This is a genomic window from Kitasatospora sp. P5_F3, assembly GCF_054049135.1.
In genome coordinates this window covers 16,351-37,036 of sequence record NZ_JBFUMY010000078.1, presented here as the reverse complement: position 1 = coordinate 37,036, position 20,686 = coordinate 16,351, and the positions used below count along the sequence as shown (strand labels likewise).

Here is a 20,686-nt window from a genome sequence, read left to right as displayed (position 1 = left end):
CGGCCGGGCCGGGGCCGGGCCCGGCCGGCCCGGCTGCTGGTGCTGCTCGCGGCCTTCGTCTGTGCGGCCTGCGGCCTGGTGTACGAACTCGAGCTGGTGGCGCTGGGCGGTCATCTGATCGGCGACCCGATGACCCAGACCTCGGTCGTGCTGTCCGTGATGGTGTTCGCGATGGGCGTCGGCTCGCTCTCCGCCAAACGGCTCACCCGTCGCCCCGCCACCTCCTTCGCGCTGGTCGAGTGCGCGCTCGCGCTGACCGGCGGGCTCTCCGTCCTGCTGCTCTACTCCGTCTGGGCCTGGCTGGACCGGTACGGCGCCACGATGGCCGGGGTGGTCGGCACCACCTTCCTGATCGGGGTGCTGATCGGCGCCGAGATCCCGCTGCTGATGACCCTGATCCAGCGGATCCGCCGGGAGGACGCGGGCCGGGCCGCCGCCGACCTGTTCGCCGCCGACTACGTCGGCGCGCTGGTCGGCGGGCTGGCCTTCCCGTTCCTGCTGCTGCCGCTGCTCGGCCAGACCGACGGGGCGCTGCTGACCGGCGCGGTGAACGCGGTGGCCGGGGCCGCAGTGGTGCTCTGGCTGTTCCGGGACGAGCCCTCGCCCCGGACCAGAGTGCTGCTCTGGGCCGGCTGCGGCCTGGTCCTGGTGGTGCTGGCGGTGGCCGCCGCCTTCACCGGTGTGATCGAACGGGCCGCCCGGAACGCGCTGTACGGTGCCCAGGTCCGGCTGGCGATCCAGAGCAGACACCAGGAGATCGTGCTCACCGGGTCCGCCTCAGGCTCGGAGCCKGAGGCCCGGGTGCCGCCGCAGCGCGCGCCGCTGGAGCTCTACCTGAACGGGCAGCTGACGGTCTGCGGCCCCGACGAGTACCGGGAGCACGAGGCCCTGGTGCACCCCGCACTCGGCAGCGGACCGGTCGGCCGGGTGCTGCTGCTCGGCGGCGGCGACGGCATGGCACTGCGCGAGGTGCTCGGGCAGGCCGCCGTCCGGGACGTCACGGTGGTCGAACTCGATCCGGCGGTACCGGAGTTGGTCCGCCGGGACGCGGCACTGTCCGCCCTCAGCCGACGCTCGCTCGAGGACCCCAGGGTCCGGCTGGTGACCGCCGAGCCGCTGCACTGGCTGCGCAGCGCGGGCTCGTACGACGTGGTGCTCTCCACCCTGCGCGGACTGCCGTACGACTCCCGGGAGTTCTACGGTCTGGCGGCCAGGGCGCTGGCGCCGGGCGGGCGGCTGGCGGTCCGTACCGACACCGTCTGGTCCACCGAAGCCACCGTCCGGGCGGTCGGCCTGCACACCGTCCCGTACGCCGCCGCCGACGGCACCCGGAGCTGCCCGGCCGGGCCCCGCGGTCCTGAGACCTTCGTGCTGGCCGCCCGTACCCCGCCGAGGCTGGCGCTGGCCACCCCGACCCGCTCGCTCACCACCGAGAGCCTGCTCGGGGCCGCCGGCCGGCTCGCCGCGCAGCGCCCCGAGCGGGTGCCGGAGCCGCGCAGCCTGCTGGACTGAGACGCTCCGGGAGCAGATCGACCTGACCGGATGCTCTCCGTCCGGGGGCCGGGTCGGTAGGCTCGCGGACATGGAGCATGAGGTTGTCGTCCAGCTGCCGGCCACCGTCGTCCTGCAGGCGCTGCGGGACCGGGATCTGCTGGTGCGCTGTGTCCCCGGCCTGAGCACCGAGGCCGAGGCCGCCGGTGACGAGCTGGCCGGGCGGCTGCGGCTGCGGATCGGTGGCTCGACCATCACGTACAAGGGTGTGCTCTCACTGATCGAGGGCCGCGAGGGTGTACTCACCGTGCTGGCCGAGGGCCAGGAGTCCCGGGGCAGTGGCGAGGTGACCGCGACGGTGCGGATCTCGGTGCAGCCCGGCGCGGACGACACCAGCAGCGCGCTGCACTTCACCGCCGACCTGACCGCCACCGGGCGGCTGGCCGAGTTCGACGCGGTGGCCCTGGGCACGGCGGGCCGCCGCCTGCTGGACCGGTTCGCCAACGACCTGGCGGGCGAGGTGAGCGGCGCCGAACCGGAGGCCGCCACCGTGCTCTACCTGGAGGACCACGCGGCCGGCTTCTCCACCGAGCTGGACGACGACCTGGCCGACCTGATCGCGTTCGCCGACGAGCCGACCGAGCCCGCCCAGCCGGTCGAGCCGCCCCGGCAGCCCGTCGAGGACCCGGCCCTGGAGTACCTGACCGGCGACAGCGGCAGCGGGCCGGTCCGGCGCAGCATCGTCGGCCGGTCCGCCGAGGAGGTGGACCACGCGCCGCCGCGCGGCCGGTACGCCCCCGCGCTGCCCGCCCGCAGCGCCCGGGCCAGGGCCGCGACCCGCTGGAGCGGCCCCGAGCAGCTGCCGCAGCACGACCGCACCGCGCTGCCCTGGATGATCGGCGGCGGAGTCGCGCTGATCGGCGGCGCCGTGGTGCTGGTCCGCGCCCTGCGAAAGCGCTGAACCCCCTCCCCCGTAGACTCAACGCCCATGAGCAATGACCGCGACGCCCTGCTGGCGCAGATCAAGGACAAGGCCGTCGTGCACGGCAAGGTCACCCTCTCCTCCGGGCTGGAGGCCGACTACTACGTCGACCTGCGCCGCATCACGCTGGACGCCGAGGCGGCGCCGCTGGTCGGCAAGGTCATGCTGGACGCCGCCGCCGAGCTGGAGTTCGACGCGGTCGGCGGGCTGACCCTGGGCGCCGACCCGGTGGCGGCCGCGATGCTGCACGCCGCCGCCGCGCGCGGCCGGAAGCTGGACGCCTTCGTGGTCCGCAAGGAGGGCAAGGCGCACGGCCTGCAGCGCCGGATCGAGGGCCCGGACGTGAAGGGCCGCCGGGTGCTGGCGGTCGAGGACACCTCCACCACCGGCGGCTCGGTGCTCACCGCGGTCGAGGCGCTCCGCGAGGCGGGCGCCGAGGTGGTCGGTGTCGCGGTGATCGTGGAGCGCGGCGCGGCCCCGGCGATCGAGTCGGCCGGCCTGCCGTACATCACCGCCTACACCCTGGACGACCTCGGTCTCTGACGGTCCGACAGCACGGATGCCCGGTGTTTCACGTGAAACACCGGGCATCGTCATAGCGTGAGAAATCGGACATTTCGTGGCAGGGTCGCCCCATGGCGACTCCCTCCTTCGAAGACACCGAAGACTTCACCGACGCCGACCGCGGATTCCTGGAGGCCCTGGAACCCGCGATCGTCACCGACGCGACCGGCCGGGTGGTCTGGGACAACGACGCGTACGCCTTCCTCCAGAAGGACTGCCCGGAGACCGCGCACCCCAGCCTCTGGCGGCAGAGCCAACTCAGCGCCCGGCAGGGCCTGTTCAAGGTCACCGAGGGCATCTACCAGGTGCGCGGCCTGGATCTCTCCAACATGACCCTGGTCGAGGGCGACCAGGGCGTGATCGTGATCGACCCGCTGATCTCCGCCGAGACCGCCGCCGCCGCGCTGGCGCTGTACCGCCGCAACCGGGGCGACCGCCCGGTCACCGGCCTGATCTACACCCACTCGCACGGCGACCACTTCGGCGGCGCCCGGGGCGTCGTGCCGCACGGCCATCCGCCGGTGCCGGTGCTCGCCCCGGCCGGCTTCCTGGAGCACGCGGTCAGCGAGAACGTGTACGCCGGCAACGCGATGACCCGACGGGCCGTCTACATGTACGGCGCCGGGCTGCCCAAGGGCCCCGACGGCCAGATCGGGGCCGGGCTCGGGATGACCACCTCCACCGGCACCATCACGCTGATCGCGCCCACCGTGGACATCACCGCGACCGGCCAGGAGGAGGTGGTGGACGGCGTCCGGATCGTCTTCCACCTCACCCCCGGCACCGAGGCACCGGCCGAGATGAACTTCCACTTCCCGCAGCGGAACGCCCTCTGCCTGGCCGAGAACGCCACCCACAACATGCACAACGTGCTGACCCTGCGCGGCGCGGTGGTCCGGGACGCCCGGGTCTGGGCGCACTACCTGGACGAGGCCTGGCAGCTGTTCGGCGAGGACACCGACGTCTCGTTCGCCTCGCACCACTGGCCGACCTGGGGCCGGGAGAAGATCGGCGAGTACCTCACCAAGCAGCGCGACCTCTACGCCTACCTGCACGACCAGAGTCTGCGCCTGCTGAACAGCGGACTGACCGGACCGGAGATCGCCGAGGAGATCACCCTGCCGCCCGCCCTGGACCGGACCTGGGCCCTGCGCGGCTACTACGGCTCGCTCAGCCACAACGTGAAGGCGGTCTACCAGCGCTACATGGGCTGGTACGACGGCAACCCGGCCAACCTCTGGCCGCACCCGCCGACCGAGCAGGCGGCCCGCTACGTGGAGCTGCTCGGCGGCCCGGACGCGACGGTGAGCCGGGCGCAGGAGTACGTGGCCAAGGACGACCTCCGGTTCGCCGCCACCCTGCTCAACCACGCGGTCTTCGCCGACCCGAAGCACTCCGGCGCCCGCGAGACCCTCGCCGCTGTCTACGACCGGCTCGGCCACGGCGCCGAGAACGGCACCTGGCGGAACTTCTACCTGACCGCAGCGATGGAGCTGCGCGGCACGCCCGCCACGGTGGACCTGGAGCTGTCCAACCCCGAGATGGCGATGGCCCTGACGGTCGATCAGCTGATCGACTCACTGGCGGTCCGGGTGAACGGTCCGCGCGCCTGGGACACCCCGCTCACCCTCGACTGGATCTTCACCGACCAACAGCGCGGCTGGCGGCTCACCCTCTCCAACGGCGCGCTGACCCACCGCAGCGCACCGGCCGGGCAGTCGCTCGGCGCGGGCGGGGCCGACCTGACGCTGACCCTGACCAAGCCCCAGCTGCTCGGTCTGCTGGCCGGTCAGCAGCCGGACGGGATCGAGCGGTCCGGCGACCCGCAGGCGCTGGCCCGGCTGTTCGCCGTGCTGGACACCCCGGACCCGAACTTCGCGATCGTCACGCCGTAGACCGGCCGCAGACATGCCGAAGGGGGCCCCGCCCGGGGCCCCCTTCGTCGTACGCGTGCTCAGCCCTTGCGGTGCCGGCCACTGGAGACCGGGTCGCCGCTCTCCGCGGCGGCCGCCCGCTTCTTCTTCCGCTCGCGCAGCACCTCGAAGATGATCGGCGAGACCGAGACCAGGATGATCAGCGCCATCGCCGGGATCAGGTACCGGTCGATCACCGGCGCGAGCTGGTCACCGGTGAAGTAGCCGATCAGCAGCATCGACTCGGTCCACAGCACCCCGCCGACCACGTTCCAGACGAAGAAGGTCTTGGCCGACATCTCCAGGGTCCCGGCGACCGGGTTCAGGAAGGTGCGGACGATCGGGATGAAGCGGGCCAGCACCACGGCCTTTGCCGGGCCGAACTTCTCGAAGTACTCCTCCGCCTTCACCACGTACTCGCGGCGGAAGATCTTCGAGTTCGGCTTGTCGAACATCCGCGGGCCGACCTTGGTCCCGAAGTAGTGCCCGAGCTGGGCCCCCGCGACGGCGCAGATCGGCGCGCCCACCAGCAGCATCGCGATCGACATCTGGGCGCCCTCGCCCAGGACCGAGGAGGCGGCCGAGGAGGCGGCCACTCCGGCCAGGATCAGCAGCGAGTCGCCCGGGAAGAAGAACCCGACCAGCAGGCCGGTCTCGGCGAAGATGATCGCCAGAATGCCGATCGCACCCACCGATGCGACAAGGGCTTTGGCGTCAAGCAGATTGACGGCGAGCTGGTTGTAGTCCACGGCCGCAGGATAGCGCCCCCGCCTTACGGGAGGCTCAACGTCCCTCCGGTACCGGGGCCCTCGGTCCCCTCTCCCGGCGCCGTCCGTCCCAACCAGCGGGCCGCGGGGTGACCCGGGGCAGGAGTCTGGGAAGATGGCACAGGTGTCCGGCCCGCGGTAGCGCCCACCCTCAGTGCACACCGTGACGGACTCCGTCGAACCGAGGTACCACCAGCCGCACCGCAGAGCCGCGTCGGCGTTCCCGGTACCGCGCGTCGTACCGAAGGCGTACCGAGCGTCGGACAGGTCGTCCGTACGCCGAGCACCGACAGGAGCGGATTCGCATGCCCATCGCAACTCCCGAGGTCTACAACGAGATGCTGGACCGGGCCAAGGCGGGCAAGTTCGCCTACCCGGCCATCAACGTCACCTCGACCCAGACCCTGCACGCCGCGCTGCGCGGCTTCGCCGAGGCCGAGAGCGACGGCATCGTCCAGATCTCCACCGGTGGTGCGGAGTTCCTGGGTGGCCAGCACAGCAAGGACATGGTGACCGGCGCCGTCGCGCTCGCCGAGTTCGCCCACATCGTGGCCGCCAAGTACGACGTCACCGTCGCGCTGCACACCGACCACTGCCCCAAGGACAAGCTGGACGGCTACGTCCGCCCGCTGCTCGCCATCTCCGCCGAGCGCGTGAAGAACGGTCAGAACCCGCTCTTCCAGTCGCACATGTGGGACGGCTCGGCCGAGACCCTGGCCGACAACCTGGCCATCGGCCGGGAGCTGCTGGCCCAGGCCAAGGCCGCGAAGATCATCCTCGAGGTCGAGATCACCCCGACCGGTGGCGAGGAGGACGGTGTCTCGCACGAGATCAACGACGAGCTCTACACCACGGTGAACGACGCCGTCCGCACCGCCGAGGCGCTCGGCCTGGGCGAGCAGGGCCGCTACCTGCTGGCCGCCTCGTTCGGCAACGTGCACGGCGTGTACAAGCCGGGCAACGTCGTGCTCAAGCCGGAGCTGCTCCGCGAGCTGCAGGACGAGATCGGCAAGCAGTACGGCAAGAACGACCCGTTCGACTTCGTCTTCCACGGCGGCTCGGGCTCCACCGCCGAGGAGATCGCCACCGCGCTGGAGAACGGCGTCGTGAAGATGAACCTCGACACCGACACCCAGTACGCCTTCACCCGCCCGATCGTGGACCACGTGTTCCGCAACTACAGCGGCGTGCTGAAGGTCGACGGCGAGGTCGGCACCAAGAGCACCTACGACCCGCGCACCTGGGGCAAGCTGGCCGAGGCCGGCATGGCCGCCCGCGTGGTCGAGGCGACCCAGGCCCTGCGTTCCGCGGGTACCCGGATCAAGTAGTCGGTAGTTCGGTACGACGGAGCCCCCTCGACCCTTTCCCGGTCGAGGGGGCTCCGTCAGGTCCGGACCGCTACTGCTTCGACTACTGCTTCAGCTCGGCGTACGCCTCGGCGCTGCTGTCCTTGAGGAAGGTCCAGCAGCGGTCGGCCTCCTCGGTCTCCTTGATCTCCTCGGCGGCCCGGGCCAGCCCGGCCAGGCAGCGCAGGAAGCCGCGGTTGCCCCGGTGGTCCCACGGCACCGGGCCGTGGCCCTTCCAGCCGGCCCGCCGCAGCGAGTCCAGACCACGGTGGTAGCCGGTCCTGGCGTACGCGTAGGACTCGACCACCCGGCCGGCGTCGAAGGCGTCGTCGGCCAGCATCGCCCAGGCCAGCGAGAAGGTCGGGAACGCTGCGGCGACCTGGGTCGGCGAGGCCGACTCCTCGCCCAGCATCCGGTAGGGCTGCTCGTCCTCCGGCAGTCGGGTCGGCTCGGGACCGCCGAGGAGGTTCTGGTGAATGCTCATACCTGCAGTCTGCCAGCCGAGCCGACCGGGTCAACCACGACCGATGGGCGGTACCACGAAGATCCTGTGCCCGGCCACCGGTCGGGCGGCACCGCAGGGTCCGGGCCCGGCTCTCCGGAACTGCCGGGGCTGCGGGTATCGTCCTGGTCGACAGTGCGTCAGTTCTATCGGCCGACCAGAGAGCATCCGTAGTGCGAGCCAACCCCAGCAGCTCCCCCGCCCCGAGCCGTCGGCGCGCCGCCAGCGCGCGGCGGCGGAAGCAGCGGGTACGGCGGCGGCGACGGGTGCTCGCGGTCGGTCTGGTCGCCGTACTGGCCGTGCTCGGCGGTGCCGCCTACCAGCTGGCCGGTGACTCCGACGGGACGCCGGTCGGCGCACCCACCACGCAGGCCCGGGCGGTCCCGGCTGCGGAGTCCCCCGTCGCCACCACTCCCCCGCCCGTCGAGCCCACGCCGACGCCCGCCGCCACCCCGGTGGTCGAGGGGAAGGGGCTCGGCACCTTCACCACCGTCCAGGCGAACGGGCCGGTGGCCGGCAAGGGCGAGACCCTGCGCAAGTACCGGGTGGAGGTCGAGGACGGGATCGGGATCGACGCCGCGACCGCCGCCCAGCAGGTGCAGAACATCCTGGCGGACAAGCGGAGTTGGACCACCGACGGGAAGAACTCGTTCCAGCTGGTGGCGTCCGGCAGCTACGACTTCACGGTGAAGATCGCCTCCCCGGAGACGGTCGACAAGATCTGCGCCACGGCCGGGCTGGACACCGGCGGCGAGGTGAACTGCAACGTGGACCGCCAGGTGATGGTCAACGTCAAGCGCTGGAACACCGGTTCGCCGAAGTTCAGCGGCCCGATCGAGGAGTACCGGGCCCTGATCATCAACCACGAGGTCGGCCACCGGATCGGCCGCAACCACCTCGGCTGCCCCGGCAAGGGACAGCCGGCCCCGGCGATGATGCAGCAGATATACGGCCTGGAGGGCTGCGTCTCCAACGCCTGGCCGTACTCCGAAGCCGGCAAGTACCTCACCGGGCCGGCCCGGCCGTAGGCTCAGCTTTTTGCAGGGTCCAGGGTTGCACTGTCCAGGGGCTCGGGGCTCTGCTCATCGGCGGCTCCGCCGCGGGGCGAGGAGATCTGGCGCCGGGGTCACTGCGAAAGTGCCTGACCACCTACGCACGGATCACCTTGCACGAGGTCGGCGTCGCCCCGCGGCGGAGCCGCCAATCAGCAGGGCCCCGAGCCCCTGTCTTCCGAACCGTGCGCTCAAGGCAGTGCGGTCAGCCCATGATCGGCAGGTACTCCGCCAGGTCGCTGCGCTCGCCGCTGGCGTGCAGCTTCGCGTCGACCACGTCGGCCCAGCTGGTGCGGCCGGTGGCGAGGCGGATCCAGGTGAGCGGGTCGGTCTCCACCACGTTCGGCGGGGTGCCCCGGGTGTGCCGGGGGCCAGGGACGGCCTGGACGACCGCGTACGGCGGGATGCGCAGCTCGACCGCACCGCCCGGGACCTGGTCCGCGAAGGCGTCCGCCAGCAGGCGGGTGACGGCGGCCAGCGCCTGGCGGTCGTGCGGGAATTCGGGCAGGTCGAGGGCGGCCGCCAGGTCGTCCGCGTGCACCACCGTCTCGACCAGCCGGGTGACCAGGAAGTCGGTCAGCAGGATCGGCCCGAACCGGATCACGAACCGCCGTGCGGGATCGGCGACTTCGGGCCGCTCCAGGGTCTCGAGCAGCAGGTCGCAGGCGCGGTCGAACTCCTTGGCCAGCTCCACCGGGGAGCCCGCGAAGGCGCCCTCCGCGTGCTCCTGCACGGCAGCGTCGATCGCGGCGGCGGCAGTCCTGGTCACGCTCACCCACTGCACCAGCGAGAGCGGTGCGCCGTCCGGCACCGGCTGCTCCAGGTGCCTGGGCAGCCAGTCCAGGCAGAAGCCCAGGTGCGCGATCAGCAGCCGGACGTTCCAGTCCCCGAGCCTGGTCGGCCGGTCGAACAGCTCCGCGGCGTCCGGTCGGGCGCACAGCTCGCGCACCACACCGCGCAGCGCCTCGGTCTGCCCGGCCAGGGCGGACCGCACCTTGGCGGGGTCGTAACTACGGGTACGGTTCGCGGAGTTCGCCATTGCGCGAGCGTACAGCGAAGGGGCGGCCCGACCGGGCCGCCCCCTAGGGCCTGTCTGTCCATTCCCGCCGGGTCCGGGCCGCCCGGCACGCACGCTCGCCGCACGGCCGAAACACCCAAGTAGCTCCGCTACGAGGGCACCCCGGCCGCACGCCGATCGCACGCACCGAACGACCCGGCCTGATCCGACGCGAATGGACACACAGGCCCTGAGCCGTTGAGACGCCGTCAGGCGAGCAGCGCCTCGATCACGCCGGTGTGCGCGTCCGTCAGCTCGGCCAGCGAGACGGTGAACTGGCCCTGGATCTCCAGGGAGTCACCGTCCACCACGCCGATCCGGGTGGCCGGCAGGCCCCGGGCGCCGCACATGTCGTTGAACCGGAGCTCCTCGCTGCGCGGGATCGACACGATGGCGCGACCCGCGGACTCGGAGAACAGGAACACGAACGGGTCGAGACCGGTGGGCACGATCAGGCGCGCGCCGTTTCCGCCCTTGAGGCAGCTCTCCACCAGGGCCTGGGCCAGGCCGCCGTCGGAGAGGTCGTGCGCGGCGTCGATCATGCCGTCGCGGGAGGCGGCGATCAGGATGTCGCCGAGCAGCCGCTCGCGCTCCAGGTCCACCTTGGGCGGCAGGCCGCCGAGGTGGTTGTGGGCGACCTGCGACCAGGCGGAGCCGCCCAGTTCGTCGGCGGTGTCGCCGAGCAGGTAGACCAGCTGGCCCTCCTCGGCGAAGCCGATCGGGGTCCGCCGGGTGACGTCGTCGATCACGCCGAGCACCGCGACCACGGGGGTCGGGTGGATGGCGGTGTCGCCGGTCTGGTTGTAGAGCGAGACGTTGCCGCCGGTCACCGGGGTACCGAGGACCAGGCAGGCGTCGGCCAGACCGCGGGTCGCCTCGGCGAACTGCCACATCACGTCCGGGTCCTCGGGGGAACCGAAGTTGAGGCAGTCGGAGACGGCGAGCGGCTTGGCGCCACCGGCCGCGACGTTGCGGTACGCCTCGGCCAGCGCCAGCTGGGCGCCGGTGTACGGGTCCAGCTTGGTGAAGCGGCCGTTGCCGTCGGTGGCCACCGAGACGCCGAGGTTGGTCTCCTCGTCGATCCGGATCATGCCCGAGTCCTCGGGCGTGGCCAGCACGGTGTTGCCGATCACGTAGCGGTCGTACTGGTCGGTGATCCAGGACTTGGAGGCCTGGTTCGGCGACCCTGCGACCGCCAGCAGCGCCGCCTTCAGCTCCTCGCCCGTGGACGGGCGCAGCAGCCGCTCGGCGGTCGGTGCGTCCGCCTGCAGGGCGTCCTGCCAACTCGGCCGGGCGTACGGACGGTTGTAGGTCGGGCCGTCGTGCGCGACCGAGCGCGGCGGAACGTCCACGACCAGCTCGCCGTGCCAGAAGATCTCCAGCCGCTCGCCCTCGGTCACCTCACCGATGACGGTGGCGATGACGTCCCACTTCTCGCAGATCTCCAGGAAGCGGGCGACCTTGCCGGGCTCGACGATCGCGCACATGCGCTCCTGCGACTCGCTCATGAGGATTTCCTCGGGCGAGAGCGTGTTGTCGCGCAGCGGCACGGTGTCCAGCTCGATCCGCATACCGCCGGAACCGGCCGAGGCCAACTCCGAGGTGGCGCAGGAGAGTCCGGCGCCGCCGAGGTCCTGGATGCCGAGCACCAGCTTCTCGGCGAAGATCTCCAGGGTGGACTCGATCAGGAGCTTCTCCTGGAACGGGTCACCGACCTGGACGGCCGGGCGCTTGGCCGGGCCGGTCGCGTCGAAGGTCTCGGAGGCCAGCACCGAGACGCCGCCGATGCCGTCGCCACCGGTGCGGGCTCCGTACAGGATGACCTTGTTGCCGGTGCCGGACGCCTGCGCGAGGTGGATGTCCTCGTGCTTCATGACGCCCACGCAGAGCGCGTTGACCAGCGGGTTGCCCTGGTAGCAGGAGTCGAAGACGACCTCGCCGCCGATGTTCGGCAGGCCCAGGCAGTTGCCGTAGCCGCCGATGCCCGCGACGATCCCGGGCAGCACGCGCCGGGTGTCGGGGTGGTCGGCCGCACCGAAGCGCAGCGGGTCCATCACGGCGACCGGGCGGGCGCCCATCGCCAGGATGTCGCGGACGATGCCGCCGATGCCGGTGGCCGCGCCCTGGTAGGGCTCGATGTACGACGGGTGGTTGTGCGACTCGACCTTGAAGGTCACCGCGTAACCCTGGCCGACGTCGACCACACCGGCGTTCTCGCCGATGCCGACCAGCATCGCGTCGCTGTCCGGCTTCTTCTCGCCGAACTGCTTGAGGTGCACCTTGGAGCTCTTGTACGAGCAGTGCTCCGACCACATGACCGAGTACATCGCCAGCTCGGCGCCGGTGGGGCGACGGCCGAGGATCTCCCGGATCTTGGCGTACTCGTCGGCCTTCAGGCCGAGTTCGGACCAGGGCTGGTCGGCCTCGGGCGTCTGCTCGGCGTTCTTGACGGTGTCGAGAGTCATCAGGCGTTCACCAACTGCTTGAGGACGGAAGTGAAGAAGCCCAGGCCCTCGGTGCTCGGGCCGGTGAGCGGCTCGACCGCGTGCTCGGGGTGCGGCATCAGACCGACGACATTGCCGGCGGCGTTGGTGATGCCGGCGATATCGCGGTAGGAACCGTTCGGGTTCAGGTCGACGTAGCGGGCCACGATCCGGCCCTCCGCCTCGAGTTGGTCCAGCACGTGCCCGTCGGCGACGAAGCGGCCCTCGCCGTTCTTCAACGGGACGACGATTTCCTGGCCGGCCGAGTAATCCCGGGTCCAGGCGGTCTCGGCGTTCTCGATCCGCAGCTTCTGGTCGCGGCAGACGAAGTGCAGCGAGTCGTTGCGGGTGAGCGCGCCGGGCAGCAGGTGCGATTCGCAGAGCACCTGGAAGCCGTTGCAGATACCGAGGACCGGCATTCCCAGCTTCGCCTGCTCGATGATGGTGTCCATCACCGGGGAGAAGCGGGAGATCGCACCGCAGCGCAGATAGTCGCCGTAACTGAATCCACCCGGCAGGACGACCGCGTCGACCTGGTGGAGATCCTTGTCACGGTGCCAGAGGGCGACCGGCTCGGCGCCGGCCAGCCGGACCGCACGCTGGGCGTCGCGGTCGTCGAGGGAACCGGGGAAAGTGACGACGCCGACGCGAGTGGTCACTTCCCCTCCTCCTCGACCCGGACGGTGAAGTCCTCGATCACGGTGTTGGCGAGGAAGGTCTCGGCGGCTTCCCGGATCCGGGCGAGCGCGGCGTCGTCGACCGGACCCTCCAGCTCCAGTTCGAATCGCTTGCCCTGACGGACATCGGCGATCCCGGCGAATCCAAGACGCGGCAGTGCACGCTGCACCGCCTGGCCCTGGGGGTCGAGGATCTCGGGCTTGAGCATGACGTCGACTACGACGCGAGCCACTGGCACTCCCGGTGGTGTGGTGCGTGAGGCGGGGGACCTCCAGACTACCGGGGCATTCGGGCGACTTTGCTGGCCGGGCCGGGTCCGGGGAGGGCGACGCGCGTAGACCTTTGCCCCTTACGTCCCATGGGTTCCGCCCTGCCCACGGTCCGCGACGGCCTCCCTTTACGACGGATTCCGCAGCTGCTTCTGGAACGCCCGAATACCGGCACTACGGGACAGAACGACCATCCACATCAGCCGCCTATCACCCACCGGCGAACACACGTGAATATCCGGAAAAGAAAGCAGGACTCTTCGATTTCAGCCCACTTTGGGTGCAGAATAGGGCCACCGGTGACGGCGAGTGCTGCGTATCCAGCGTGGCCTCCAGCCTGCCCGTAAGCGCCCGCGTGACTGGTGCACATCGGGCCGCCCGGGCGCATCCCGCATCCGGCGGCCGAATTGCCCGAGAGGATCGACACCCATGGCTCAGCGTGTAGTTGTCACGCTCTCCGACGACCTGGACGGCGGCGCCGCCGCCGAGACCGTTCACTTCGGCGTGGACGGAAAGTCGTACGAGATCGACCTGTCCCTGGACAACGCGGAGAAGCTGCGGGAGGCCCTCGCCCCGTTCGTCGCGGCCGGCCGCCGGCAGAGCCGCGCCGGAAAGTCCTTCCGCCGTACCGCCCTCACCCCGGACCCGGCCGCCGTGCGCGCCTGGGCCCAGTCCCGTGGCATGGAGCTGCCCGCCCGGGGCCGCATTCCCAAGCACGTCTACGAGTCCTTCGCCGAGGCCAACTGACCTGGCCCGACCGGCTCGTCGCCCCGCCCCGACCGCCCCGGCGGAAAGGGTGGGGCGACCACTCGTTCCGATGGGGTAGAGTTCTTTCTGTCGCCAAGCCGGGAGACCGGAAGGCGGCCGGTGCTTCAAGAAGCACCGTGCGGACGTGGCTCAGTTGGTAGAGCATCACCTTGCCAAGGTGAGGGTCGCGAGTTCGAATCTCGTCGTCCGCTCGCAGTGAAAACAACCGAAGATCGTGCGGACGTGGCTCAGTTGGTAGAGCATCACCTTGCCAAGGTGAGGGTCGCGAGTTCGAATCTCGTCGTCCGCTCAGTTGAAGGGCCCCCTCATCGAGGGGGCCCTTCGTCGTCTCCGCCCGCACCCCCTGACATTTGTCACCGCCGACCCGTGTGAACGCGGCTCCGACCGGTGACCGCGCGCACTGCCCACCCGGCCGCCCGGCCGGGAGGCTCGGTGCATGGACACCAGCCGCACCGAGCCACCCGTCATCGAGGTCACCGGCCTGCACCGGCACTACGGCCCGGCGGGCCCGGGCGGCTTCGACGCCGTCCGGGGCCTCGACCTCACCGTCCGCCGGGGCGAACTCTTCGCCCTGCTCGGCACCAACGGCGCCGGCAAGACCTCCACCATGGAGCTGATCGAGGGTCTGGCCGCACCGACCGAGGGCCGGATCCGGGTGCTCGGCCACGACCCGTACCGGGAGCGGGCCGCCGTCCGGCCCCGGATCGGGATCATGCTCCAGGAGGGCGGCTTCCCGTCCGAACTGACCGTCGCCGAGACCGGCCGGGCCTGGGCCGGGATGACCACCGGCGCCCGCCCGGTGGACGAGGCACTCGACCTGGTCGGCCTGCTGCACCGGCGCACCGTCCGGGTCAAGCAGCTCTCCGGCGGCGAACGCCGCCGACTCGACCTGGCGCTGGCCCTGCTCGGCCGCCCGGAGGTGCTGTTCCTGGACGAGCCCAGCACCGGCCTCGACCCGGAGGCCAGGGCCGCCACCTGGCGGCTGGTCCGCGAACTCCGGGCCCAGGGCACCACGGTGCTGCTCACCACGCACTACCTCGAAGAGGCCGAGGAACTGGCCGACCGGCTGGCCATCATGCACGGCGGACGGATCGCCACCGAGGGCACCGTGGCCGAGGTGATCGCCGGCCGACCGTCCCGGATCACCTTCGAACTCCCGGAGCGCAGCGGCCCGTTCGAGACCGTCGCCCTGCCCGCCCTGCCCGGCGCCGAGGTCACCGCCGAGGGCCGCCGGATCACCGTCCGGACCCCGGCCCTGCAGTCCACCCTCACCGAGCTGCTCGGCTGGGCCGCCCGGCACGAGGTCCCGCTCGGTGCGCTGGACGCCCGCAGCGCCTCGCTGGAGGAGGCCTTCCTGGCCGTCGCCTCCGCCCCGTCCACCCCCGCTGCCCTTCCCGTTGTCCCCGCGACCGAGCCGACCGGAGCCGTCCGATGACCACCGCCACCAGCCGCCTGCTCGCCCTCGGCCGGGCCGAGACCACCCTGCTGCTGCGCAACCGGACCGCCCTGTTCACCGCCCTGGCACTGCCGCCGCTGCTGGTGGTCGGGCTGGCCGAGCCGATGAAGCAGCAGGCCGGGGACTTCCCCGGGATCAGCACCGGCGGCCTGCTGATCACCGGACTGCTCGGGCTGATCCCGCTGTTCGTCGTCTACTACAACCTGACCGCCGCGTACGTCGCCCGCCGCGGTGAGCTGGTGCTCAAGCGGCTGCGCACCGGCGAGGCCCGGGACCTGGAGATCCTGGCCGGGACCGCCATACCCTCGGTCAGCCTCGCGGTGCTGCTGAGCGTGGTGCTGTGCGGCTCCGGAGCGGTGGGGCTCGACCTCCAGATGCCGGTCAACCCGGTGCTGGTGATACTCGGGCTGGCCCTGCTGATCACCGTGTTGGTCGGGCTGGCCGCCCTCTCCAGCGTGATCACCAGGACGGTGGAGAGCGCCGGCCTCACCACCCTGCCGGTGCTGCTGCTCAGTCAGTTCGGCTCCGGCATGATCCTCCCGCTCGACTCGATGCCCGACCAGCTCGCCGCCGTCTTCCGGCTGTTGCCCACCACCCCCGCCTTCCAGCTGCTCCGGCTCGGCTGGTTCGGCACCGAGGGCTCGGCCCCCGCCGTCGGCTTCGGGGGTACCTGGGCCGACGCCCTCCCGCTGCTCGCCCTCGCGCTGGCCTGGGTCGCCGCCGCCGGCTGGGCCACCGACCGCTGGTTCCGCTGGGAGCCCCGACGCTGACCGGCGGTCCGCACCGGCCCCTCCGACAGGAAGGCCTGATAGGAAGGGCAGCCGCACCCGATGCCGTCCCGAGGAGACCACGTGCACCACCCGCTGCGCCGCTGGCGCGAGCTGGGGAAGCCGCAGCGGACCGAGGTCTACATCCGCTGGTCGCTCTACCTGGCCTCCTGCGCCGAACCGCTGGCCGTCCTGGGCTCGCTCGGCAGCAATCCCGACCGGGCGTCCACCCTGGCCCTGCAGCTGCTGGTGGCCGGCACGCTGGCCGGGACGGTCGCCTCGGTCCTGCTGACCCGGGCCGCACTGCCGCACTACCTGGGCCGCCGGCCGCGGCCCGACCTGCTGCTCGCGGTCTCCACCGGGCTGGCCCTGGCCACCGCCTGGGCCGTGGTGTTGACCACCTCGGCCGCCCGGTCGGCCGGGGCCGTGCTGGCGCCGCTGCTGCTGATGTTCTGGTTCGGCCCGGTCACGGTGGCCCTGCCGAACCGGCTCTCCGGCGGACTGGCCGCCGCCGTCCTGCTGCTGGTGCTGCCGGCCCTGCTGATCGCCGGTCTCCCGATCGGGCCTTCCCTCGGGGTGCTCACCGCCGTCGCGCTGGCCTGCCTGCTGTTCGCCTCCACCTGCCGCTGCTCGGCCTGGCTGGTGGGCGTGGTCTGGGAGTTGGAAGGTGCCCGGGAGACCCAGTCCCGGCTGGCGGTGGCGGAGGAGCGGCTGCGGTTCTCCCGCGACCTGCACGACGTGCTCGGCCGCAACCTCACCACCATCGCGCTGAAGAGCGAGCTGGCCGCCCAACTCGCCCGCCGGGGCCGCCCCGAGGCCGCCGACCAGATGACCGAGGTGCAGCGGATCGCCCAGGAGTCCCAGCGCGAGGTCCGGGACGTGGTCCGGGCCTACCGCACCGCCGACCTGCACGCCGAACTCACCGGCGCCCGCTCGGTGCTCCGCGCCGCCGACGTGGCCTGCGAGGTCGAACTCGGCAGTATCGACCAACTCCCGGTCACCGCACAGTCGGTACTCGGCTGGGCGATCCGCGAGGCGACCACCAACGTGCTCCGGCACAGCGAGGCCACCAGCTGCCTGATCCGGCTCCGGACCGGCGGCGGCCAGGCCGTGCTGGAGATCGAGAACGACGGCGTGACGGAGGGTCAGCCGGCCACCGGCGGCACCGGACTGACCGGTCTGCGCGAACGCCTCGCCGTGTACGGTGGCCGACTCACCACTCCCCCGGCCGGGCCCGGCCGGTTCCGGCTCACCGTGGACCTGCCGCTGACCGCACCCGCCCTCTCGATGGAGGTCTCCGCCGGATGACCATTCGCATCCTGCTCGCCGACGACGAACACCTGATCCGGGGTGCGCTGGCCGCACTCCTCGCGCTGGAGGACGACCTCACCGTGGTGGCCGAGGCCGCCACCGGCCCCGAGGCGCTGGCGATGGCCAAGGCACACCGTCCCGACGTCGCCGTGCTGGATCTGCAGATGCCCGGCATGGACGGCATCGAGGTGGCCACCGAGCTGCGGCGGGTCCTGCCGGAGTGCCGCACCATGATCGTCACCGGGCACGGGCGGCCCGGCTACCTCAAACGCGCCCTGGAGGTCGGGGTCCGGGGCTTCCTGCCGAAGACCGTCTCCGCCGCCGACCTGGCCGGTCTGATCCGCACCGTCCGGGCCGGCGGCCGGTACGTCGACCCCGAGCTGGCCGCCGACGCGATAGCCGCCGGCGAAAGCCCGCTCACCCCCCGCGAGACCGACGTCCTGGAGCTCGCCGCCCACGGCACCTCGATCGCCGAGATCGCCGAACGGGCCTCGCTCTCGTCCGGTACCGTCCGCAACTACCTCTCGGCCGCCGCCACCAAACTCGGCGCGGAGAACCGCCACGCAGCAGTCCGGATCGCCCGCGAACACGGCTGGATCTAGGCAGCCGCGCCCAGTTGGCACACGCCAGGGGCTCGGGGAACTGCGACGCCGACCTCGTACAAGGTGATCCGTACGTAAGTGGTCAGGCACTTTCGCAGTTCCCCGAGCCCCTGGACAGTGCAACCGGGCGCCCGGCGAAATCTACTCCCAGGCGCTGCCGGTCAGGCGCTCGTACGCCTCGACGTACTTGGCCCGGGAGGCCGCCACGATCTCGGCGGGCAGCGCCGGCGGCGGCAGTTCGCCCTTGGGGTCCCAGCCGGACTCGGGCGAGGCCAGCCAGTCGCGGATGAACTGCTTGTCGAAGGAGGGCTGGGCATGGCCCGGCTCCCACTGGTCGGCCGGCCAGAAGCGTGAGGAGTCCGGCGTCAGCACCTCGTCGCCGATCACCAACTCACCGTCCAGCAGCCCGAACTCGAACTTGGTGTCGGCCAGGATGATGCCGCGCTCGCGGGCGATGTCCCGGGCCCGGCCGTACACCGCGAGGGTGGTCTGGCGGAGCGTGGTGGCCAGCTCGGCGCCGAGCCGGCGGGCGGTCTCCTCGTACGGGACGTTCTCGTCGTGCTCGCCGACCTCGGCCTTGAGGGCCGGGGTGTAGATCGGGGCGGGCAGCTCGGAGCCGTCCACCAGGCCCTCCGGCAGGGCGATGCCGCAGACCGTCCGGTCCCGGCGGTACTCCACCAGGCCGGAGCCGGTCAGGTAGCCGCGGGCCACGCACTCGACCGGGGCCATCTCCAGGGCGCGGCAGATCAGCGTGCGCCCCTTCCAGTCGGCGGGCGCCCCCGCCGGGACCTCGGTGGAGATCACGTGGTTGGGCACGATGTCGGCGATCCGCTCGAACCACCAGAGCGAGAGCTGGGTGAGGATCCGGCCCTTGTCCGGGATCTCGTTCGGCAGCACCCAGTCGAAGGCGGAGGTCCGGTCGCTGGCCACCATCACCAGGTCGCCGTTGCCGGCCCGGTAGAGGTCGCGCACCTTGCCGGTGTGCAGGTGTTCCAGACCAGGTACCTGGACCGGCTCGGGCTTGGTGACAAATCCGCTCAAGGTCGTCTCAGTCCTCAGAGAATCAGAGAAGGGGGGCTCTGGGCACCGAGTCTTTCATGAGCCGCCCGCTCACTCCTTGCACAGGTGGTCGAGCAGGTTGGCGGTGGCCCGCTGGATCCGCTCGTCGGTGTGCCCGGGACGGTCCAGGGCCGGTGACCAGGCGAAGGTGCCCGCGGCGAAGACGTACGCGCCGCTGGGCGCCCGGTAGAGCGAGGTCTCCTGGTACCGGATGCGGCCCGCGGTGTCCCGGTAGGGCGAGTGCGCGAGCAGGGTGCGCTCGGTGTGCTCGGGCAGCGCGACCTTCGGGTAGTAGCGGTCGGCCTCGCCGGCCACCAGGCCGGCCAGCTCCTCGCCCTCCTGCAGGGGGCGCGGCCGCGTCCCGCCMGMGCGCGCKCKGGCTGCCCGAGGTCCCGGCCGCCGGGTGGCCGGGGTGCAGGCGCTGGCGCTTGCGGCAGTTGAGCAGCCGGTTCGGCTCGCCGGCCGGGCTGGGGGTGAGGTCGACCCGCCAGTACATGGTGTTGGCGGAGAGGAAGACCAGCGAGGTGCCGCCGTCCCTGGCCTGCTCGACGGCCCGCCGCATCGGCTCGGACCAGTACTCGTCGTGGCCGGGGAAGATCAGCGCCCGGTGCCTGGCCGGGTCGACCAGGCCGGCGTGCAGGTCGGTCGCGGTCGCGTAGGCGAGGTCGTAGCCGTACCGTTCGGCCCAGCGGATGAAGTCGTACGCGTGGCCGACGTGCAGCGGCAGCCCGGCCCCCGCGTGCGGGCGGTCGAAGGAGACCGTGACGGCCGCCTCCTGCTCGCCCAGCAGCCCGCCGCGCCCGTCCCAGGCGTGGTAGAGGCTGGCGCCGCTCTGACCGTCCTCGGGGAACAGGTTGTACGCCTGCCAGGTGACGTCCGGGATCACCAGCAGCAGCTCCGCTGGATGCGAATGCTCGTCGAAGTCCCTTACCGTGAACGGGATGTGACTGCGGTGCAGGTTGTCGGCGGTGGTCAGCACCGCGACGTACGCGCCGGGGCGCCAGTGCGTCGGCACGTGCAGCCGCCAGGACTGCCACCAGTGGTGGCAGGAGACGGTGCGGCCGACCACCAGCGGGGCGGGCTGGGCCAGCCCCGCGATCAGCGGACTGGACGTCATGTGATGGGCGCCGTCGCCGCCGTAGTGGCCGATCCGGTAGACGTCCACGGTGAACTCGCGCGGCGGGTTCACCGTGACCCGCAGGTCGATCGAGCCGCCGGGGCGGATCACTCCGGCCGAGGCGAAGCCCTTGATCTGCTGCTGCACGTCGTCGGAGTTGGCCGGGGTGCCGACCGGCGGCCTGGGGCGGGGCACGCCCGCCGGGAGCTGGCCGGGCGCGTCCAGGCTGACGTACCACGGGACCGCGCCCTCGATGCCGGCCACGTACTGGTCCGGGCTCCGCAGCCACGGCAGTGGGCCCTGGCCGAAGGGGTCGGAGACACCGTGCTTCAGGGTGCCCGACTCCCAGCGGCGGTTGAGTTCCGTCCCCACGCGCCCCTCCCACACTCGCACCGGCCCGGCTCGGGCCCCCGGTGGCATGTGCCAGGCGGATGTGCGTGCGGTCCAGCACACCACAGTGCTGGCGCTGCGTCACCCACCGTAGCAACAAGTATTTATTGAA

The 20,686-nt window shown here is 71.8% G+C and carries 18 protein-coding genes, 2 tRNA genes and 1 pseudogene; 13 read left to right on the top strand and 8 right to left on the bottom strand.

The features are described 5' to 3' along the window. The 4 genes from ACXJMZ_RS31290 to ACXJMZ_RS31275 form a co-directional block, all read left to right on the top strand. Window positions 1-1,512 (top strand): spermine/spermidine synthase domain-containing protein (locus ACXJMZ_RS31290; protein WP_457033399.1); only part of this gene is annotated, 1,512 nt, incomplete at its 5' end. 70 nt (window positions 1,513-1,582) lie between these two features. Further along, the gene (locus ACXJMZ_RS31285; RefSeq protein ID WP_457033398.1) at window positions 1,583-2,452 is read left to right on the top strand and encodes an SRPBCC domain-containing protein; all 870 of its coding nucleotides are present in this window, start codon (window positions 1,583-1,585) and stop codon (window positions 2,450-2,452) included. A 27-nt stretch (window positions 2,453-2,479) separates the two neighbouring features. Then, window positions 2,480-3,016, top strand: a complete 537-nt coding sequence (gene pyrE / locus ACXJMZ_RS31280) for an orotate phosphoribosyltransferase (RefSeq protein WP_057230348.1) — start codon at window positions 2,480-2,482, stop codon at window positions 3,014-3,016. Window positions 3,017-3,108: 92 nt separating this feature from the next. Further along, window positions 3,109-4,932, top strand: a complete 1,824-nt coding sequence (locus ACXJMZ_RS31275; RefSeq protein ID WP_457033397.1) for an alkyl/aryl-sulfatase — start codon at window positions 3,109-3,111, stop codon at window positions 4,930-4,932. Between the two features lie 59 nt (window positions 4,933-4,991). Here ACXJMZ_RS31275 and ACXJMZ_RS31270 read toward each other — a convergent pair whose 3' ends face one another. Continuing rightward, complete coding sequence (locus ACXJMZ_RS31270; protein WP_457033396.1) at window positions 4,992-5,699, bottom strand: DedA family protein; 708 nt, start codon at window positions 5,697-5,699, stop codon at window positions 4,992-4,994. Between the two features lie 323 nt (window positions 5,700-6,022). Here ACXJMZ_RS31270 and fbaA point away from each other — a divergent pair, with 323 nt between their 5' ends. After that, window positions 6,023-7,045 (top strand): class II fructose-bisphosphate aldolase, encoded by a 1,023-nt coding sequence (fbaA, locus tag ACXJMZ_RS31265; protein ID WP_457033395.1) that lies wholly within the window; start codon window positions 6,023-6,025, stop codon window positions 7,043-7,045. An 82-nt stretch (window positions 7,046-7,127) separates the two neighbouring features. Here the strand turns inward: fbaA and ACXJMZ_RS31260 are convergent, their stop codons facing one another. Further along, window positions 7,128-7,547, bottom strand: coding sequence for a DUF3151 domain-containing protein (locus ACXJMZ_RS31260; RefSeq protein ID WP_457033394.1), 420 nt, complete (start codon window positions 7,545-7,547; stop codon window positions 7,128-7,130). Window positions 7,548-7,738: 191 nt separating this feature from the next. On the opposite strand from ACXJMZ_RS31260, the gene ACXJMZ_RS31255 reads away from it, so the two are divergent. Beyond that, window positions 7,739-8,593: a DUF3152 domain-containing protein gene (locus ACXJMZ_RS31255; protein ID WP_457033393.1), complete on the top strand. Its 855-nt coding sequence runs from the start codon at window positions 7,739-7,741 to the stop codon at window positions 8,591-8,593. Between the two features lie 229 nt (window positions 8,594-8,822). Here the strand turns inward: ACXJMZ_RS31255 and ACXJMZ_RS31250 are convergent, their stop codons facing one another. The 4 genes from ACXJMZ_RS31250 to purS form a co-directional block, all read right to left on the bottom strand. Next, window positions 8,823-9,656 carry a sterol carrier family protein gene (locus ACXJMZ_RS31250; protein WP_457033392.1) on the bottom strand — a complete coding sequence of 278 codons (834 nt, stop codon included), beginning with the start codon at window positions 9,654-9,656 and terminating at the stop codon, window positions 8,823-8,825. Between the two features lie 227 nt (window positions 9,657-9,883). Beyond that, a complete protein-coding gene (gene purL / locus ACXJMZ_RS31245; RefSeq protein ID WP_457033391.1) occupies window positions 9,884-12,139 on the bottom strand; it encodes a phosphoribosylformylglycinamidine synthase subunit PurL in 2,256 nt (751 codons plus the stop codon). Beyond that, window positions 12,139-12,816 (bottom strand): phosphoribosylformylglycinamidine synthase subunit PurQ, encoded by a 678-nt coding sequence (gene purQ, locus ACXJMZ_RS31240; protein ID WP_457033390.1) that lies wholly within the window; start codon window positions 12,814-12,816, stop codon window positions 12,139-12,141. The genes purL and purQ overlap by 1 nt, the downstream gene beginning before the upstream one ends. After that, a complete protein-coding gene (purS, locus tag ACXJMZ_RS31235) occupies window positions 12,813-13,067 on the bottom strand; it encodes a phosphoribosylformylglycinamidine synthase subunit PurS (protein ID WP_033250393.1) in 255 nt (84 codons plus the stop codon). Before purS ends, purQ begins: the two co-directional genes overlap by 4 nt. 466 nt (window positions 13,068-13,533) lie before the next feature. Here purS and ACXJMZ_RS31230 point away from each other — a divergent pair, with 466 nt between their 5' ends. From ACXJMZ_RS31230 to ACXJMZ_RS31200, 7 genes are all read left to right on the top strand, one after another. Continuing rightward, window positions 13,534-13,851 (top strand): histone-like nucleoid-structuring protein Lsr2, encoded by a 318-nt coding sequence (locus ACXJMZ_RS31230; RefSeq protein ID WP_057230366.1) that lies wholly within the window; start codon window positions 13,534-13,536, stop codon window positions 13,849-13,851. Between the two features lie 139 nt (window positions 13,852-13,990). Beyond that, window positions 13,991-14,063, top strand: a tRNA-Gly gene (locus ACXJMZ_RS31225). Between the two features lie 25 nt (window positions 14,064-14,088). Beyond that, window positions 14,089-14,161, top strand: a tRNA-Gly gene (locus ACXJMZ_RS31220). Window positions 14,162-14,308: 147 nt separating this feature from the next. After that, window positions 14,309-15,307 carry an ABC transporter ATP-binding protein gene (locus ACXJMZ_RS31215; protein ID WP_457033389.1) on the top strand — a complete coding sequence of 333 codons (999 nt, stop codon included), beginning with the start codon at window positions 14,309-14,311 and terminating at the stop codon, window positions 15,305-15,307. Beyond that, on the top strand, window positions 15,304-16,098 hold the full coding sequence (locus tag ACXJMZ_RS31210; RefSeq protein ID WP_457033388.1) for an ABC transporter permease: 795 nt from the start codon (window positions 15,304-15,306) through the stop codon (window positions 16,096-16,098). Before ACXJMZ_RS31215 ends, ACXJMZ_RS31210 begins: the two co-directional genes overlap by 4 nt. An 81-nt stretch (window positions 16,099-16,179) precedes the next feature. After that, entirely contained in the window at window positions 16,180-17,403 is a 1,224-nt protein-coding gene (locus ACXJMZ_RS31205) for a sensor histidine kinase (protein ID WP_457033387.1), read from the top strand. Next, a complete protein-coding gene (locus tag ACXJMZ_RS31200; protein WP_057230374.1) occupies window positions 17,400-18,008 on the top strand; it encodes a response regulator transcription factor in 609 nt (202 codons plus the stop codon). The genes ACXJMZ_RS31205 and ACXJMZ_RS31200 overlap by 4 nt, the downstream gene beginning before the upstream one ends. 141 nt (window positions 18,009-18,149) lie before the next feature. Here the strand turns inward: ACXJMZ_RS31200 and ACXJMZ_RS31195 are convergent, their stop codons facing one another. Together ACXJMZ_RS31195 and ACXJMZ_RS31190 are read right to left on the bottom strand one after the other, a co-directional pair. Continuing rightward, window positions 18,150-19,049: a phosphoribosylaminoimidazolesuccinocarboxamide synthase gene (locus ACXJMZ_RS31195; protein ID WP_457033386.1), complete on the bottom strand. Its 900-nt coding sequence runs from the start codon at window positions 19,047-19,049 to the stop codon at window positions 18,150-18,152. Window positions 19,050-19,118: 69 nt separating this feature from the next. Next, window positions 19,119-20,556: pseudogene (locus ACXJMZ_RS31190) on the bottom strand (N,N-dimethylformamidase beta subunit family domain-containing protein). Between the last annotated feature and the right edge of the window lie 130 nt (window positions 20,557-20,686).

Coding starts and splice junctions, on each gene's coding strand:
- ACXJMZ_RS31285 (WP_457033398.1), top strand. CDS start 1,583: ATGGAGCATGAGGTTGTCGTCCAGCTGCCGGCCACCGTCGTCCTGCAG.
- pyrE (WP_057230348.1), top strand. CDS start 2,480: ATGAGCAATGACCGCGACGCCCTGCTGGCGCAGATCAAGGACAAGGCC.
- ACXJMZ_RS31275 (WP_457033397.1), top strand. CDS start 3,109: ATGGCGACTCCCTCCTTCGAAGACACCGAAGACTTCACCGACGCCGAC.
- fbaA (WP_457033395.1), top strand. CDS start 6,023: ATGCCCATCGCAACTCCCGAGGTCTACAACGAGATGCTGGACCGGGCC.
- ACXJMZ_RS31260 (WP_457033394.1), bottom strand. CDS start 7,547: ATGAGCATTCACCAGAACCTCCTCGGCGGTCCCGAGCCGACCCGACTG.
- ACXJMZ_RS31250 (WP_457033392.1), bottom strand. CDS start 9,656: ATGGCGAACTCCGCGAACCGTACCCGTAGTTACGACCCCGCCAAGGTG.
- purL (WP_457033391.1), bottom strand. CDS start 12,139: ATGACTCTCGACACCGTCAAGAACGCCGAGCAGACGCCCGAGGCCGAC.
- ACXJMZ_RS31230 (WP_057230366.1), top strand. CDS start 13,534: ATGGCTCAGCGTGTAGTTGTCACGCTCTCCGACGACCTGGACGGCGGC.
- ACXJMZ_RS31215 (WP_457033389.1), top strand. CDS start 14,309: ATGGACACCAGCCGCACCGAGCCACCCGTCATCGAGGTCACCGGCCTG.
- ACXJMZ_RS31210 (WP_457033388.1), top strand. CDS start 15,304: ATGACCACCGCCACCAGCCGCCTGCTCGCCCTCGGCCGGGCCGAGACC.
- ACXJMZ_RS31200 (WP_057230374.1), top strand. CDS start 17,400: ATGACCATTCGCATCCTGCTCGCCGACGACGAACACCTGATCCGGGGT.